Below are 16,867 nucleotides of genomic sequence, written 5' to 3'. Positions count from 1 at the left end.
CGGGCACCTCAGCACCGCCTCATGACCACCTCAGCACCGCCTCAGGGCGGGGGTCGCGGCGGGAGCCGCCGAGGTCGGGGCGGTCGCCCGATCCGCCGGACCGGCCCTCAGCACCACGGTAGGAGGTGCCGGCAGGACCACCGGGGGACCGGCCGGCACGACGCGGGGAGGGCGAGGACATGGACACGGTGTGGGGACCGGCGCTGGACGCCGAGGTGGCCTACCGGCAGGAGGTGGTGCGCGCCGCCGTGCGGGGCGCGGACCTGGGGTGGCGCTGGCGCCGGCGGCGGCGCTGACCGGCGTGGCGCCGGGGCCGGCGGCGGCCGCGGCGGAGGTCCGCGCGGACCCTCGTCGGCTGTCGGTGGCACCTGCGACCATCGACCGCATGACACGGTCGACGGCCCCGTTCGTCGCGCGCGGCGAGCAGGTCGCGACGCTGCTCGCGGCCGTGCGCCGGGCGGCGTCGGGCGAGCCGGGCCTCGTGCTGCTCGGGGCGGACGCGGGGGTCGGCAAGACGCGGCTTCTCGGCCACACCGCGCAGCTCGCCACGGCGGAGGGCGCCACCGTCGTCGTCGCGCACTGCGTGGACCTGGGCGAGATCGGGCTGCCGTACCTGCCGTTCGCGGACGCCCTGCTGCAGCTCGTCACGGACGGCCCCGCCGAGGTCGCCGCCGCGGTGGCGTCCCGGCCCGCCCTGCGCCGCCTGCTGCCCGCCGGGTCGTCCGACCCCGCGGAGCCGGTCGGCGGCGACGAGCAGGCCGAGCGGCTCCAGCTCTTCGACGGCGTGGCCGCGGTGCTGTCGGCGGCGGGACGTCCCGGCGCGCCGCTGGTGCTCGTGCTGGAGGACCTGCACTGGGCGGACGCGTCGAGCCGCGACCTCCTGCGGTACCTCGTCGCCCGGCTGCGGACCGAGCCGGTGCTGGTCGTCGGGTCGTACCGCGCGGACGACCTGCACCGCCGGCACCCGCTGCGCCCGGTGCTCGCCGAGCTCGGGCGGCACCCCCGCGTCGAGCGCGTCGACCTGCCCCCGTTCACGCCCGACGAGCTGCGCGCGTTCACGACCGCGCTCGCCGGCCGGCCCGTCCCGGAGGAGACGCTGCGGCGCGTGGTGCTGCGCTCGGAGGGCAACGCGTACTTCGCCGAGGAGCTGCTCCGGGCGCCGACGGACCTGCCCGGCACGCTCGCCGACGTGCTGCGCGCGCGGCTCGAGCAGCTCGACCCGCAGGTCCAGCGGCTGGTGCGGGCCGCGTCCGCCGCGGGACGGCGCGTGGCGGAGCCGCTGCTGCGCGCGGTCGTGACCGGCCCCGGCGCCGGGCCGGAGCACCACGCGGCGTTCGACGCGACGCTGCGGGACGCCGTCGCCCACCACGTGCTCGGCAGCGAGGACGGCCGGATCGCGTTCCGGCACGCGCTGCTCGCCGAGGCCGTCTACGCGGACCTGCTGCCCGGCGAGCAGGTCTCCCTGCACCGCGACTACCTGCAGGCGGCCGGGGCCGACCCGGCGCTGGCGACGGCGGCCGAGCGCGCGCACCACGCCCTGCTCTCGCACGACCAGCGGCTCGCGCTCGTCGCGTCCCGGGAGGCCGCGCGCGAGGCCGGTCGCGTCCTGGCCCCCGCCGAGGAGCTGCGCCACCTCGAGACCGTCCTGCGGCTCTGGCCGGGCGTGCCCACCGCCGCGGACGACCTCGGCGAGGAGCGCGTCGACGTGCTGCTCGCGGCGGCCGCGGCGGGAGGCCGGGCCGGTCTGGCGGAGCGCGCCGTGCAGATGGCACGGGAGGCGGTCGCGGAGGTCGACGGCTCCCCCGCCCCGCGGGACCGCGCCACCGCCCGGCGCGTGGCCGCGCTGCGCACCACACTGGCCCGGCACCTGCTGGGTGCCGAGCGCGTGGACGAGGCCCTGCGCGAGACCGACCGCGCCCTGGCCGGCCTGGACCCCGGCGGCACGCCGGACGCCGACCGCGCCTGGGCGCTCGCGACGCACGCCCGCGCCGCGCTGAACTCCGACCTGGACGAGCAGGCCGAGTCCGCCGCGAGCGCCGCGGTCGAGGAGGCGCGCGCGGCGGGGGCGCGCGACGCCGAGGCGGACGCCCTCATCTCGCTGGCGATGCTCGTGGTGGACGACGCCACGCGCGCCGCCGACCTGCTGGGCGAGGCCCTGCGGCGCGCGCGGGACGCCGGGGACGTCACGACCGAGCTGCGGTGCACCTACAACCTCGGGGCGAACAGGTACTACGCGGGGGCGCTCGACGAGGCGGCCGCGATCATCTCGGCGGGGCTCGACCGCGCGGCGTCCGCGGGCCTCACCTGGGGGCCGTACGGCGTCGAGCTGCGCCTGCTGCAGGACATCGTGCGCTACGCCCGGGGCGACCTCACGCCGCCGCCCGCCTCCTCCGACCCGGGACCGCCGCGCGCCGCCGCGGTCGTGGCCGGCGTGCAGACGTACGCCGCGGTCGCGCGGGGCGACGCCGACGCGGCCGGGCGGAGCCTGGAGCTGCTGCGCGGGCCCCACGGCGACACGATGATCACGCTCATCGCGGGCGGCTGCTCGGTCGACGCCCTGACGTGGTCCGGCCGCCTGGACGAGGCGGTGGCACTCGCGCACGAGCTGCTCGACGAGATCGGCCGGGTCTGGTCCGACTACTTCCTCGGCGGCATCTGGCTGTCCGCGCTGGGGATCGCGGCGCTGGCGGACCAGGCGGCGGCCGACCGGCTCGCCGGCCGCGACCCGGCGCCGCGCCTGGAGACGGGCGCCCGGCTGCTGAACCGCGCCGTCGTCACCGCCGACCGCGGCCGGCCCCGCGGGGGGCAGCTCGGCCCGGAGGGCCGGGCGTGGCTCGCCCGGGCGCACGCGGAGCACGCGCGGCTCACCGGCGCCGCCGACCCCGAGACCTGGCGGCGCGCCACGGAGGCGTTCGACTACGGCTACCGGTACGAGCACGCACGCACCCGGTGGCGCTGGGCGGAGGCCCTGGTCGCCTCCGGGGACCGCGACGGAGCCCGGGTCCAGGCCGCCGCGGCGCTGGCGGACGCCCGGGCGATGGGCGCCGCGCCGCTCGCCACCGCGCTGGCCGACCTGGCCCGCCGGGCGCGGCTCGACCTGCCGGGTGTGGCGACCGCGGGCGGCGACGTGCTCACCGCCCGCGAGGCGGAGGTGCTCGCGCTCGTCGCCGAGGGGCTGAGCAACCGCCAGATCGGCGAGCGCCTCTACATCAGCGGCAAGACCGTCTCCGTGCACGTCTCCCGGGTGCTCGCGAAGCTCGGGGCGGGCGGGCGCGCGGAGGCGGTGGCGGTCGCCCACCGGCGCGGCCTGCTCGGCGCGGGACCCGGCGGACGGCCCGCGGGCACGGCGCCGTCCGACGGCCGGGGCTCACCCGGGTGAAGGCGGGGGCGTCCCAGGCGGCGCCCAGGTTCGGCGGTTACCGTGGGTACGCCCCGCGGCGCCGTGCCGCGGCTCTCCCCGCCGGCCACGCCGCGCGCTCCCGCTCGGAAAGGGCGCATGTCCAGCTCACCGCACCCGATCGTCCTCGTGCACGGCACCCGGACGTCCTCCGCGATCTGGGAGGACCAGGTCCGGGCGCTGACGCACGGCGGCCACGCGACCGTCGCCATCGACCTGCCGGGCCACGGCAGCCGGTCCGCCGAGCGGTTCACGTTCGAGGGCGGGCTCGCGGCGATCGACGACGCCGTGCGCTCCTGCGACTCCCCGCCGCTGCTGGTCGGGCTGTCGCTCGGCGGCTACATGGCGCTGGCGTACGCCGGCGAGCACGAGGACCGCCTCGCCGGCGTCCTGCTCGCGGGCTGCTCCACCGACCTCAAGGGCAAGCCGCTGCGGGCCTACCGCCGCGCCTCCCGCCGGCTGGTCCCCGCGCTCGGCCTCGGCGGCGGCACCTGGCACGTCGTCACGGACATGCTCGCCGCGCTGCACGGCTACTCCCCGCTGCGGGACCTGCGCCGCCTGGCGCTGCCGGTCTGGCTCGTCAACGGCTCGCGCGACCCGCTGCGGTTCGGCGCCCGCCGCTACCTCGGGGCGAACCCGGGCGCGCGGCTGTGGGTGGTGCCGGGCGCCGGCCACGACGTCAACAGCCACGCCCCGGTCGCGTTCAACCGGATCCTGCTGCACGTGCTGCGGGACCTCGCGCGCCGCGTGCCCCTGCCCACGCCCCGCCTGGGCTGACCGGCGCCCGCCGCGGCGCCGCGCGTTCCGCCCCCGGGCGGCCCGCCGGGCGGCCACAATGGCGCCCATGACCTCGACCGACGACCGCCCCTGGGTCGCGCACTACCAGCCCGGCGTGCCCGCCGACATCGAGCTGCCGACGGAGTCCCTCGTCGCCATGCTCGAGCGCTCGGTCGCCGAGGGCGGCGACCACCCCGCGCTGGAGTTCTTCGGGCGCCGCACCAGCTACGCCGAGCTCGGTGAGCAGGTCGAGCGCGCCGCGGAGGGCCTGCGACGGCTCGGGGTCCGCGCCCGGGACCGCGTCGCGCTGCTGCTGCCGAACTGCCCGCAGCACGTCGTCGCGTTCTACGCCGTGCTGCGGCTCGGCGCGGTCGTCGTCGAGCACAACCCGCTGTACACCTCGCGGGAGCTGCGCCACCAGTTCGAGGACCACCAGGCCCGGGTCGTCATCGCGTGGGACAAGGCCGTCGAGCAGCTCCGCGCGTTCCCGCCGGACGTCGAGCTCGACCACATCGTCTCCGTGAACCTGCTGCGCGCCTTCCCCGCGGTGAAGCGGGCGGCGCTCGCGCTGCCCGTCCCGAGCCTGCGCGCCACGCGGCGGTCCCTGACCGCGCCGGCCCCCGGGACGATCCCGTGGGAGGACCTGCTGGGTCACGGCCGGCTCGCCGCGGACCACCCGCGTCCCGGTGTGGCCGACCTCGCCGCCATCCAGTACACCTCCGGCACCACGGGCCGCCCCAAGGGGGCGATGCTGACCCACCTCAACCTGTACGCCAACGCGCTGCAGGGCGAGGCGTGGATGCACGGCGCCGAGTACCGCAAGGAGGTGTTCTACGCGATCCTGCCGATGTTCCACGCGTTCGGCATGACGCTGTACCTCACCTACGGCATCCGCAAGCAGGCGCTGATCGTCCTGTTCCCGAAGTTCGACACCGGCCTGGTGCTGGACGCGATGAGGAAGTCGCCCGCGACCGTCTACTGCGCGGTCCCGCCGATCTACGAGCGCACCGCGATGGCCGCCAAGGAGCGCGGCGTCTCTCGCTCGCGTCGTGCCGGTTCTGCATCTCCGGCGCGATGAACCTGCCCGACGCGACCGTCGAGCTCTGGGAGTCGATGTCCGGCGGCCTGCTCGTGGAGGGCTACGGCATGACGGAGTCCTCCCCGTCGCGCTCGGCAACCCGTTCCACCCGTCCCGGCGTGCGGGCACCATCGGCATCCCGTTCCCGTCGACGCGGATGCGGGTCGTCGACCCCGAGCACCCCGACGTCGACGTGCCGCAGGGCGAACCCGGGGAGCTGCTGCTGCACGGGCCGCAGGTGTTCGCGGGCTACTGGAACAACCCCGACGAGACCGCGGCCACGCTGCTGCCGGGCGGGTGGCTGCGGACCGGCGACATCGTCACGGTCGACGCGGACGGCTTCACCACCATCGTCGACCGGGCGAAGGAGCTCATCATCACCGGCGGCTTCAACGTCTCGCCGTCCGAGGTCGAGGCGGTGCTGCGCGGGCACCCGACCGTCGCGGACGCCGCGGTGATCGGCAAGCCGCTGGAACGGGGCGGGGAGATGGTCGTGGCGGCCGTCGAGCTCGAGCCGGGCGCCACCCTGGACGAGGCCGCGCTGCGGGCGTACTGCCGGGAGCACCTCGCGGCCTACAAGGTGCCGGCGCGGGTGGTCGCGATCGAGGACACCCCGCGGTCGATGCTCGGCAAGGTCCTGCGCAAGCAGGTGCGCGAGCTGGTGCTGCCCCGGCTGTGACCGGGGGTGGACCGGCCCCGGGGCGGCGCGCGGCGCTGTGCCACGATGACGACGACCCACCTGCCCAGCCGGGAGACCCGATGATCCGCAGCACCGACCACGTCCTGACCAGCCACGCCGGCAGCCTGCCCCGCACCCCGGAGCTCATCGCCGCCAACGCCGCGCGCGAGGCCGGCGAGGACCCGGCCGGCTACGAGGAGCTGCTCTCCGCGGCGGTCACCGACCTGGTCCGGCGCCAGGTCGAGATCGGGATCGACGTCCCCGGCGACGGCGAGTTCGGCAAGTCGATGAGCAGCCCGATCGACTACGGCGCCTGGTGGTCGTACTCGTTCCAGCGCCTGGGTGGCCTGGAGCTGCGCAGCGGCGCCGAGTGGCTGTTCGCCGACGTGCAGTCCGGCCCGGGCGACGTCCGGGTGACCGGCTTCGCCCGCCGCCGCGACCGCGCCCGGTTCGAGGAGGCCTACGCCGACCCGACCAGCGGCGTGTTCCACGGCGGCTCGCCGAAGCCGTTCCCGACCGCCGTCGCCCCGCTGTCGTACACGGGTCAGGCGGCGGTGGCGCAGGACGTCGCGAACCTGCGCTCGGCGCTCGACGCCACCGGCGCCCGCGAGGGCTTCGTGACCTCGATCGCGCCCGGGTCGGCGGCCCGCATGGCCAACGGCTACTACGCCACCGACGAGGAGTACGTCTGGGCGCTCGCCGACGCGCTGCGCGAGGAGTACGTCGCGATCATCGACGCCGGCCTGGTGCTGCAGATCGACGACCCGTCGATGGCGGAGAACTGGGACCAGATCACCCCCGAGCCGACGGTCGAGGACTACGTGCGCTTCACCGAGCGCAACGTCGAGGCCCTCAACCACGCCCTGCGCGGCCTCCCGCAGGACCGCATCCGCTACCACCTGTGCTGGGGCTCCTGGCACGGGCCGCACACCACGGACCTGCCGATGGCCGACATCGTGTCCACGATGCTCAAGGTCGACGCCGGCGCGTACTCGTTCGAGGCGGGCAACGTCCGGCACGAGCACGAGTGGCGCGTCTGGGAGGACGTGGCGCTGCCCGAGGGCAAGCTCATCCTCCCGGGCGTCGTCTCCCACGCCACCAACGTCGTGGAGCACCCCGAGGTCGTCGCCGACCGCATCGAGCGGTTCGCGCGGCTCGTCGGGCGGGAGAACGTCGTCGCGGCCACCGACTGCGGCCTGGGCGGGCGCATCCACCACCAGATCGCGTGGGCGAAGCTCGAGGCCCTGGTCGAGGGCGCCCGCCTGGCGACCTCCCGCCTCTGGTCCTGACCCCGGCCACCGCCCCTCTGGCACCCGTTCGGATCCGAACGTACCGACACGCCCGACGTGTCCGCGCGGACGGATCCGAACGCCCGGGGGAACCCGCACGCCCACGCGCGAACGGCCCTCGCAGGGGGCCACGGCCACCCGGGCGCACGCGAACGGCCCGGCAGCCCCTCCGCGGGCTGCCGGGCCGTTCGCGTGCCGCCGGGGCCGGCGCCGGTCAGCCGGTGTTCTGCAGGCCGGCGGCGACGCCGTTCACGGTGAGCAGCAGCAGCCGCTTGTTGTCCTCGACGTGGTCCTCCGACTCGCCCGTCCGCAGCGCCCGCAGGGCCCGCAGCTGCAGCAGGGACAGCGCGTCGACGTACGGGCTGCGCAGCTGCACGGCACGGCCGAGGATCCGCCGGCGGGCGAGGATGCTGTCCGACCCGGTGATGGCGAGCACCCAGTGCCGGGTCAGCGCCATCTCCTCGAGCACGAGGCCCGCCAGGTCGTCGCGGTCGCCGAGCGCCAGGTAGCGCTCGGCGAGCCGCTCGTCCGTCTTGGCCAGGGACATCTCGACGTTGTCGATCATCGTGCTGAACAGCGGCCACTCGTCGTACGCCGCCTGCAGCTCCGCGAGGTCACCGACGGACTGCAGCGCCGTCCCGAGGCCGAACCAGCCGGCGAGGTTCGTCCGCGCCTGCGACCAGGAGAACACCCACGGGATGGCCCGGAGGTCGTCCAGCGACTCGACGGACAGGCCGCGGCGGGCCGGGCGCGAGCCGATGGGCAGCAGCCCGATCTCCTCCAGCGGGGTCACCTGCGCGAACCACTGCGGGAACCCGGGGGCGCGCACCAGCTCGTAGAACCGCGTGCGGGACGACGCGTCCAGCGCGGCGGCCAGGTCGGCGAACCGCCCCGTCGCGGCGGCGTTGCGCTTCTCCGTGGACGGCGCACCGGCCAGCAGGGTGGCCGCGGCGACCTGCTCGATGTGCCGCTCGCCGATCACCGGGTTGCCGTAGCGCGCGAAGATGACCTCGCCCTGCTCGGTGAGCTTGAAGCGGCCGTCGACGGAGCCCGGCGGCTGCGCGAGCACCGCGCGGTTCGCGGGGCCGCCACCACGCCCGAGGGCGCCGCCGCGGCCGTGGAACAGCGTGAGCCGCAGCCCGTGGCGCTGGCCCCACTGCGCGATCCGGCTCTGCGCGACGTCGAGGGCGAGGGTCGCCGCCACGGGCCCGACGTCCTTCGAGGAGTCGGAGTAGCCGAGCATGACCTCGACGTGCCGGCCGTTCTGCGCGAGCCGGGCCTGCACGGCCGGCAGCGTCAGCATCTCCTCGAGGATGTCGACGCTGGCCTCGAGATCCGCGAACGTCTCGAACAGGGGGACGGCGTCGATGACCGGCCGGGTCGCCGGGTCCGGGAACACGAGCTCCGCCAGCTCGTACACGGCGGACAGGTGCTCGGGCGCCTGCGTGAACGACACGATGTACCGCCGCGCGGCCGCGACGCCGTAGCGGCGCTGCACCGCCCCGATCGCGCGGTACGTGTCGAGCACCTCGACCGTGCGGGGCTGCAGCTCGCCGTCCAGGCCGTGCTCGGCGATGTCCGCGAGCGCCGCCGCGTGCACCTGCGAGTGCTGCCGCACCTCGAGCTCCGCCAGGTGGAACCCGAAGGTCTGCACCTGCCACACGAGGCGCTGCAGGTCACCGAACGCGGCGCGCTCGGCACCCGCGGCCACGAGCGACTGCTGCACGACGTCGAGGTCGGCGAGCAGCTCCTCCGGCCCGGCGTACGACAGGTCGGCGTCGCGCCGCCGGGTCGCCGCGATGCGCTCGGCGATCATCCGCAGCGCCCGGCGGTGCGGCTGGTCGCGGACCTCGTTCGCGGCCTTCGCGGCGGCCGCCTCGGACAGGTCGCGCTGCCGGTGCCAGAGAGCGGTGAGCTCCGCGGAGGCCGGCGTGCCGGTCGCGTCGAGCGTCAGCTTCCCGGAGATCCGCCGCGCGGACTCCTCCAGCGCGCCGAGCACGTGCTCGTTCGCGAGCGCCGCCGCGGCCCGCGTCACCTCGGCGGTGACGTTCGGGTTGCCGTCACGGTCGCCGCCGATCCACGACCCGAGCCGCACGAACGGCCGCACGGCGGGCTGCCGGCGCCCGGCGCCGTCCCCGCTCAGCCAGTCGTCGAGTCGGCGGTACACGGTGGGGAACGTCTCGAACAGCGTGGTGTCGAAGATGTTCATGACGGTGCGGACCTCGTCGAGCACCGTCGGCTTCTGCGTCCGCAGCGGGGAGGTGCGCCACAGCGTGTCGATCTCCTCGAGCACGCGGCGGTCGTTCTCCGCACGGGAGGTGCCGCCGCCGGCGGCGCGCGCGTCCCGCTCGGCCAGCAGGTCCGAGATGCGGCGGATCGCCCGCGACACGGAGCGGCGCCGGGCCTCCGTCGGGTGCGCGGTGAGCACCGGGCGGAACTCGAGCTCCTGGAGCCGGCGCAGCGCCTCGTCGCGCCCGACCTCCTGGGCCAGGGCGTCGATGGCGGCGGGCAGGGAGTCGTCCTGCATGAGCTCACCGGCGGGCAGCTCGGCCTCGCGGTCGCGCAGCACGCGGACGCGGTGGTGCTCCTCGGCGAGGTTCGCCAGGTGAAAGTAGCAGGTGAACGCGCGGGCCACCTGCTGGGCGCGCTCGATGCTGAACGACGCGACGAGCTCCTCGGCCTCGGCGAGCGCGGACAGGTCCTGCTCGTCGTGGGCCCGGATGGTCAGGGAGCGCACGCGCTCCACGTCGTCGAACAGGTCGTCGCCGCCGGACTCCCGGATGACGCGGCCGAGGAACTCGCCGAGCATCCGGACGTCGTTGCGCAGCGGGTCGGGGACCTCGTGGCGCGCGAGGCCACGGCGGGCCTCGAGCGAGGGCTGGGGGTCGGTCACGGGTCAAGAGTAGGTCAACCGTCCGACGCACGAGACGGCTGTCCGCCAGTCGACCACCCGTCCCGCTCACCGGACGTCACGCGGCCCGTGTCCTGCGCGATGCGCCCAGGAGTCTAGGCTCGGACCCGGTGCCCGTGACCGGCCGCTGCCGGCGGCCGGCGGGCCTGAACCCCCGATGCCCCGGGCCGCCGGTCCGGGCGGAAAAGAGGTGCGGTGAACGCGAAGGCTCCCCTCGCCCAGTCGGTCGGCTGGACCGGCTGGACCACAAGGCTGTGGACACGGTGCGCGTGCTCGCGGCGGACGCGGTCGAGAAGGTCGGCAACGGCCACCCCGGGACGGCCATCAGCCTGGCCCCGGCGGCCTACCTGCTCTACCAGAACGTCATGCGGCACGACCCCGCGGACCCCCAGTGGCTGGGCCGGGACCGGTTCATCCTCTCGGCCGGGCACTCGTCGCTGACGCAGTACATCCAGCTCTACCTCGCCGGGTTCGGCCTGGAGCTCGAGGACATCGAGGCGCTGCGGACGTGGGGCTCCAAGACCCCCGGGCACCCCGAGTACAAGCACACGAAGGGCGTCGAGATCACCACCGGGCCGCTCGGCCAGGGCATCTCGTCCGCCGTCGGCTTCGCGATGGCCGCCCGCCGCGAGCGCGGCCTGCTCGACCCCGAGGCCGCCCCGGGCACCAGCCCGTTCGACCACTTCGTCTACACGATCTGCTCCGACGGCGACCTGCAGGAGGGCGTGTCCTCCGAGGCGTCGTCCATCGCCGGCACGCAGAAGCTCGGCAACCTCATCGCGATCTGGGACGACAACCACATCTCGATCGAGGGCGACACCGAGATCGCGTTCACCGAGGACGTCCTCAAGCGGTACGAGGCGTACGGCTGGCACGTGCAGCTCGTCGACTGGACCGAGGGCGGCGAGTACACGGAGAACGTGGACGCGCTGCACGCCGCGATCGAGGCCGCGAAGGCCGTCACCGACCGCCCGTCGTTCATCGGCCTGCGGACGATCATCGCCTGGCCGTCGCCGACCAAGCAGAACACCCACGGCTCGCACGGCTCCAAGCTGGGCACCGACGAGGTCCGCGGCCTCAAGGAGGTCCTCGGCTTCGACCCCGAGAAGACCTTCGACGTCGCCCCCGAGGTCATCGCGCACACCCGCAAGGCCCTCGAGCGCGGCGCGGCCGCCAAGGCCGAGTGGAGCAAGGGCTTCGACGCCTGGCGCGAGGCGAACCCGGAGCGCGCCGAGCTGCTCGAGCGCCTGCGCGCCGGCAAGCTGCCCGCCGGCTGGGCCGACGCGCTGCCGACGTTCCCCGCCGGCAAGGCCGTCGCCACCCGCGCCGCCTCCGGCGAGGTGCTGTCCGCCCTCGCGCCGGTGCTGCCCGAGCTCTGGGGCGGCTCCGCCGACCTCGCCGGCTCGAACAACACCACCATGAAGGGCGAGCCGTCCTTCATCCCCGCCGAGCGGTCCACGCACGAGTTCGCCGGCAACGAGTACGGCCGCACGCTGCACTTCGGCATCCGCGAGCACGGCATGGGCGCGATCCTGTCGGGCATCGCCCTGCACGGCCTGACGCGCGCGTACGGCGGGACCTTCTTCACGTTCTCCGACTACATGCGCGGCGCGGTGCGCCTCGCGTCGCTCATGGGCGTCCCGGCGATCTACGTGTGGACGCACGACTCGATCGGCCTCGGCGAGGACGGCCCGACCCACCAGCCGGTCGAGCACCTCACCGCCGTCCGGGCCATCCCGGGCCTCGCGGTCGTCCGCCCCGCCGACGCCAACGAGACGGCGCAGGCGTGGAAGGCGATCCTCGAGCGCACCGACGGCCCCGCCGCCCTCATCCTCACCCGGCAGAACGTCCCGACGTTCCCCCGCGGCGAGGAGGGCTTCGCGTCCGCCGAGGGCGTCGCCCGCGGCGCGTACACGCTGCTCGAGGCCTCCACCGGCACGCCGGAGGTCATCCTCATCGGCACCGGCTCCGAGGTGCAGCTGGCGGTCGCGGCCCGCGAGACCCTCGAGGCCGCCGGCGTCCCGACCCGCGTGGTCTCCGCGCCGTCGCTGGAGTGGTTCGCCGAGCAGGACGAGGCCTACCGCGAGTCGGTCCTGCCGTCGTCCGTCCGCGCGCGGGTGTCCGTCGAGGCCGGCATCGCGCTGTCCTGGTGGAAGATCCTCGGCGACGCCGGCCGCGCCGTCTCGCTCGAGCACTACGGCGCCTCCGCGGCCTACGAGACGCTGTACCAGGAGTTCGGCATCACGGCGGACGCCGTGGTCGCGGCGGCGCACGAGTCGATCGCGGCGGCCCGCGGCGACTCCGGACCCGCGTCCGACGCGAGCGCCCCGTCGACCAGCGGCACGGGCGACCAGCTCTGACCCGCACGCGCTGACGCCACGACGGCCGGGTACCCCTGCGGGTACCCGGCCGTCGCCGTCCCGCCCACCCGCACCCCCTCTCCCCGTTGGCGGCACCCCTCTCCCCGTTCGGAGGCTCCGACGGGGCACGGAGAGTCCGGCGCGGGATCGGAGGGCTCCCCGGACACCTCCGATCCCGCGCGCTTCCCTCCGATGACGGTCGGAGCCTCCGAACGAGGGCGGCCATGGGAGGTCGACGCGCGGTGGACCCGGTGCTCCCGCGATGGGCGGAGGGCCGGCGGCGCGCGCGTACCCCCACGTTCGGAGGCTCCGACGGGCCACGGAGAGTCCGGCGCGGGATCGGAGGGCTCCCCGGACACCTCCGATCCCGCGCGCCTCCCTCCGATCACGGTCGGAGCCTCCGGAACGGGGAGAGGTGGGGTGGCGGTGGCGGACGGGGAGGGGCCGCAGCGGGCGGGGAGGGGCCGCAGCGGGGGGGAGGGGCCGCAGCGGGCGGGCTGCGGGTGCCGGGTGCGGGGTGCGGGGTGCGGGACCTTGGTCCTCCGGGCCGGCGGGGGTGGGCGCGGGAGGGTCGGGAGGGTGAGCGTGCGGCAGACCCCGGTGTACTTCTACTCCAGCAAGTCGGGGCTGGTGCGGTCCTTCGCGGAGCGGCTCGGGCGGCCGGTGTTCGACCTGTCGGAGCGCGAGCACCGGCTGGGCGAGGCCGACGGCCCGTGGGTGCTGCTGACTCCGTCGTACAAGACGGGCAACGACCGGAACGACACGATCCCCGAGGCGGTGCGCCGGTTCCTGCGCTCGCCGGTGAACCGGCGGCGGATGGTCGGCGTCATCGGCTCCGGCAACCGGAACTTCGGCCGGCACTACCAGATGGCCGCACGCCAGATCGCCGCGAGGTCCGGGCGGCCGGTGCTGTTCGAGTTCGAGATCGCCGGGACGCCCTGGGACGTCGAGGAGTGCCGGCGGATCCTCGCGGACCTGGACGCGGCGCTCGCCCGCGGCGGCGACGAGCCGGCCGCCTGACGACCTCCCCGCACCCGTCGCGGCCCTGCCCGCCGGGCCGCCCGCCCGCCGACCGCAGGCCCCACCCACGCCCCGCCCCGCACCCGCGCGCTCACGCCGGGTCACGTCAGGGGTGCGCGTGTCGGGGACGGCCCCTACCGTGAGCGGATGAGCCCCTCGAAGGTGCCGGCCGAGGAGATCGAGGTGCGCGGGCGCACCGTGCGGGTCTCGAACCCGGACAAGGTGTACTTCCCCGACCGCGGCCTGACCAAGCTGGACGTCGTGCGGTACTTCGTGTCGGTCGGCGACGGCATCCTCGGTGCGCTGCTCGACCGCCCGACGACGCTCGAGCGCTGGCCGCGCGGGTGGTTCGAGGGCGCCCGGCTGTCGACCCGGGCGGACAACAGGGGCGACGCGTTCTTCCAGAAGCGCGTCCCCCAGGGCGCGCCGGACTACGTCGAGTCGACGACGATCACGTTCCCGTCCGGGCGGACGGCCGACGAGGTGACGCCGACGGAGCTCGCGGTCGTCGCGTGGGCGGCGAACCTCGGCACGCTGACGTTCCACCCGTGGCCGGTGACGCGGGCCGACGTCGAGGCGCCCGACCAGCTGCGCATCGACCTGGACCCCCAGCCCGGCACCTCGTTCGACGACGCGGCCCGCGTCGCGCCGCACGTGCGGGAGGTGCTGGCCGAGCACGGCCTGACCGGCTTCCCGAAGACGTCCGGGGGCGGGGCATCCACATCTTCGTGCCGATCGAGCCCCGCTGGTCGTTCACGCAGTGCCGCCGCGCCGTCATCGCGCTGGGCCGGGAGCTGGAGCGGCGGCTGCCGGGTCAGGTCACCACGCGGTGGTGGAAGGAGGAGCGCGGCGAGGCGATCTTCGTCGACTACAACCAGATGGCCCGGGACCGCACGATCGCCTCGGCGTACTCGGTGCGCCCGAACCGCCGGGCGACGGTCTCGGCGCCGCTGCGCTGGGAGGAGGTGCCGGACGTGCACCCCGACGACTTCGACGTGACGACGATGCCGGCCCGGTTCGCGGAGGTCGGCGACCTGTTCGCACCGCTCGTCGCCCGGACGTCACCGGCGCCCGGCACCGAGGACGTCCCGGCCGGGTCCCTCGACGGGCTGCTGGAGCTGGCGGCGCGCGACGAGCGGGACCACGACCTGGGCGACCTGCCGTACCCGCCGGAGTACCCGAAGATGCCGGGCGAGCCGAAGCGGGTGCAGCCGAGCAGGGACCGCGACCGGCCCCGGGAGGCCACCGGCTCCGACGACGCGCCCGCCACGGACGGCGCGGACGGCTGAACCCGGGCCCGAGCCGAGCCCGAGCACCCGGCACCGGCGCCACCACCGGCGCGAGGGAACTCGCCGACCGCGGCGGACGTTGACCCGCTCCCGACCGCCCGACGAACGGAGCGCCCGTGCCCGTCCCTGTCGTCCCCGCCGATCCCGCCTGGCCGACCGTCGCTGCCGCCGACCGCCGGGCGGACCCGTTCGACCCCGACGCCTCCGCCCGCACCGAGCTGGACCGGCAGGTCCGGGCCGCGGTCGACCTGGGTCTCGCGACGCTGCACGGGTGGACGGCTGCCGACCTCGCCGCGGCGGTCGTGCCGCTGCACCGGGTCGTCGACGACCTGCCGGCGAGCACGGTGCCGCCGCAGGACCACGTCCCGTTCGTCCTGGTGCTGGACGGCGGCACGACGCGGGCGAACGCCGCCGTCGCCGCGACCCGCCGCGGGCCGCGCCCGGGGTGAGCGTCATCGACGACGACGAGCTGGCGACCTACCTGCCGCTGCCGGACGCGGTGGCGCCTGCGGGGCCGTACCTGCTGACGGACGTCGACACGGGGTCGGAGTTCTGCGGTGTGCCGCCGGAGCAGGCGCTCGTGACGGTGCGGCGGCGCGGCCGCGTGCCGCTGACCATCGCGGAGGGCCTGGCCCTCGTGGCGCTGCGCCCCGACATGCTGCGACCGAACCGGTGCTTCTCGCTCCTGGGGTCGCGCGCGCGGAACCAGCGGGTGCCGGCGGTGTGGATCAGCGCCCGCGCGCCGAAGCTGGGCTGGTGCTGGGACCGCAACCCGCACACGTGGCTGGGGGCGGCCTCCGCGGGAGCGCGGGTGCCCGCGGGCTGACGTGCCGCGGCGGCCGCACCGCCCGGGCCCGCCGCTCGCCCGAGACCCGGGCTGCCACGCCCCGGCGCGGCGCCCCTGCCGCCCGGGTGCGTCGCGGCACTAGGTTGCGGGCATGTCGGCCGACTCGCTCACCGACGGCAGCGTGATCGCCGTCGTCCTGGTGCTGCGCCTCGCGGTCCCGCTGCTCATCCCCCGCTTCCCGCTGCCGGCGCTGCTGGCGTCGCTCATTGTCGACGGCGTGGACGGCGGCATCCTGTCCGCGCTGACGGACGTCGGGGTCGACTGGTACCAGTCGTTCGACAAGGCCCTGGACGTCTACTACCTGGCGATCACGTACCTGGCGGTGCGGCGGAACTGGCCGGACCGGTTCTCCGTCGCCCTGGTCGCGGCCCTCTGGTACTACCGGCTCGTGGGGGTGCTGGCGTTCGAGCTCACCGGGGCGCGCTGGCTGCTCCTGGTCTTCCCGAACACGTTCGAGTACGTCGTGATCGCCGTCGAGGCCGTGCGGACCCGCTGGAACCCGCTGCGGATCAGCCGGCGGGCGCTGGTGGTGACCGCGGCGGTGATCTGGGTCGTCGTCAAGCTGCCGCAGGAGTGGTGGATCCACGTCGCGCAGCTGGACGCCACGGACGAGTTCGCGCGGGTGGTCCTCGGGGTCGACCCGGCGGACGGCTGGGCCGCGGGGTTCCGGAACCGGCCGTGGGTCGCGGCGGTCCTGGTCGCCCTGGCCGTGGTCCTCGTCCTGGTGGCGAGGTGGGCGTGGCCCCGCCTGCCGCGCCCGGACTGGCCGTGGCGGTTCGACGCGGACGCCGTGAGCGCGGCGATCGGCTGGGTGCCCGCCGGGAGCCCCGCCCGCGTCCGGACGGACCGGGGGTGGCCGCTGGTCGAGAAGGTCGTGCTGACGGCCCTGCTGACCGTGATCCTCGTGGAGGTCTACCCGGGGCCGGAGCCGCGCCCGACGCAGGTGGTCCTCGTCGTGGCGCTCGTCGTGCTGGCGAACGCCGCCCTCGTGGCCCGCACGGGCGGCCCCGGTCGGGGGCCCGTGACGACGGCGGTGGTCTCGTTCGTCGTGAACGCCGTCGCCCTGGTGCTGCTGACGGCCCTGGTCGGCGGGCGACGCGGCATCCTGTCCGCCGCGGACGTGCTGTTCTTCGCGTACGTCATCACGCTGGTCGTGGTGCTCAGCGACCGGTACGTGGTGCGGCGCGCGGAGCGCGAGGTCGTGACCGCGGGACCGTGAC

8 protein-coding genes and 3 pseudogenes are annotated in these 16,867 nt (G+C 75.8%); 10 read left to right on the top strand and 1 reads right to left on the bottom strand.

Annotation, left to right across the window (positions count from 1 at the left end; genetic code table 11):
- Positions 1-385 precede the first annotated feature (385 nt).
- From P9841_RS15195 to P9841_RS15180, 4 genes and pseudogenes are all read left to right on the top strand, one after another.
- Positions 386-3,379, top strand: coding sequence for a helix-turn-helix transcriptional regulator (locus tag P9841_RS15195; protein WP_283319466.1), 2,994 nt, complete (start codon positions 386-388; stop codon positions 3,377-3,379).
- Positions 3,380-3,496: 117 nt separating this feature from the next.
- Complete coding sequence (locus P9841_RS15190; RefSeq protein WP_283319465.1) at positions 3,497-4,174, top strand: alpha/beta fold hydrolase; 678 nt, start codon at positions 3,497-3,499, stop codon at positions 4,172-4,174.
- 67 nt (positions 4,175-4,241) lie between these two features.
- Positions 4,242-5,931 (top strand): annotated as a pseudogene (locus tag P9841_RS15185) (long-chain-fatty-acid--CoA ligase).
- An 80-nt stretch (positions 5,932-6,011) separates the two neighbouring features.
- A complete protein-coding gene (locus P9841_RS15180; protein ID WP_283319464.1) occupies positions 6,012-7,220 on the top strand; it encodes a cobalamin-independent methionine synthase II family protein in 1,209 nt (402 codons plus the stop codon).
- 214 nt (positions 7,221-7,434) lie between these two features.
- Here P9841_RS15180 and P9841_RS15175 read toward each other — a convergent pair whose 3' ends face one another.
- Positions 7,435-10,113: a phosphoenolpyruvate carboxylase gene (locus tag P9841_RS15175; RefSeq protein WP_283319463.1), complete on the bottom strand. Its 2,679-nt coding sequence runs from the start codon at positions 10,111-10,113 to the stop codon at positions 7,435-7,437.
- Positions 10,114-10,326: 213 nt separating this feature from the next.
- On the opposite strand from P9841_RS15175, the pseudogene tkt reads away from it, so the two are divergent.
- The 6 genes and pseudogenes from tkt (at position 10,327) to P9841_RS15145 (ending at position 16,866) form a co-directional block, all read left to right on the top strand.
- Positions 10,327-12,491 (top strand): annotated as a pseudogene (gene tkt / locus P9841_RS15170) (transketolase).
- 585 nt (positions 12,492-13,076) lie between these two features.
- A complete protein-coding gene (nrdI, locus tag P9841_RS15165; protein ID WP_283321977.1) occupies positions 13,077-13,511 on the top strand; it encodes a class Ib ribonucleoside-diphosphate reductase assembly flavoprotein NrdI in 435 nt (144 codons plus the stop codon).
- 147 nt (positions 13,512-13,658) lie between these two features.
- Positions 13,659-14,800, top strand: a pseudogene (locus P9841_RS15160) (DNA polymerase domain-containing protein).
- A 116-nt stretch (positions 14,801-14,916) separates the two neighbouring features.
- Complete coding sequence (locus tag P9841_RS15155) at positions 14,917-15,249, top strand: hypothetical protein (RefSeq protein ID WP_283319461.1); 333 nt, start codon at positions 14,917-14,919, stop codon at positions 15,247-15,249.
- Positions 15,246-15,626 carry a DUF5701 family protein gene (locus P9841_RS15150; protein ID WP_283319460.1) on the top strand — a complete coding sequence of 127 codons (381 nt, stop codon included), beginning with the start codon at positions 15,246-15,248 and terminating at the stop codon, positions 15,624-15,626. Before P9841_RS15155 ends, P9841_RS15150 begins: the two co-directional genes overlap by 4 nt.
- A gap of 112 nt (positions 15,627-15,738) precedes the next feature.
- Positions 15,739-16,866, top strand: a complete 1,128-nt coding sequence (locus P9841_RS15145; RefSeq protein WP_283319459.1) for a hypothetical protein — start codon at positions 15,739-15,741, stop codon at positions 16,864-16,866.
- The last annotated feature ends 1 nt before the right edge of the window (position 16,867 follow it).

It is taken from the genome of Cellulomonas sp. ES6 (genome assembly GCF_030053835.1).
Taxonomy (GTDB): domain Bacteria; phylum Actinomycetota; class Actinomycetes; order Actinomycetales; family Cellulomonadaceae; genus Cellulomonas.
Note: the sequence above shows the minus strand (reverse complement) of the source record. Positions and strands in the feature narration are given on the sequence as shown.

Excerpts from the sequence above, each read along its gene's own strand:
- P9841_RS15190 (WP_283319465.1), top strand. The coding sequence starts at position 3,497 with ATGTCCAGCTCACCGCACCCGATCGTCCTCGTGCACGGCACCCGGACG.
- P9841_RS15180 (WP_283319464.1), top strand. The coding sequence starts at position 6,012 with ATGATCCGCAGCACCGACCACGTCCTGACCAGCCACGCCGGCAGCCTG.
- P9841_RS15145 (WP_283319459.1), top strand. The coding sequence starts at position 15,739 with ATGTCGGCCGACTCGCTCACCGACGGCAGCGTGATCGCCGTCGTCCTG.
- P9841_RS15195 (WP_283319466.1), top strand. The coding sequence starts at position 386 with ATGACACGGTCGACGGCCCCGTTCGTCGCGCGCGGCGAGCAGGTCGCG.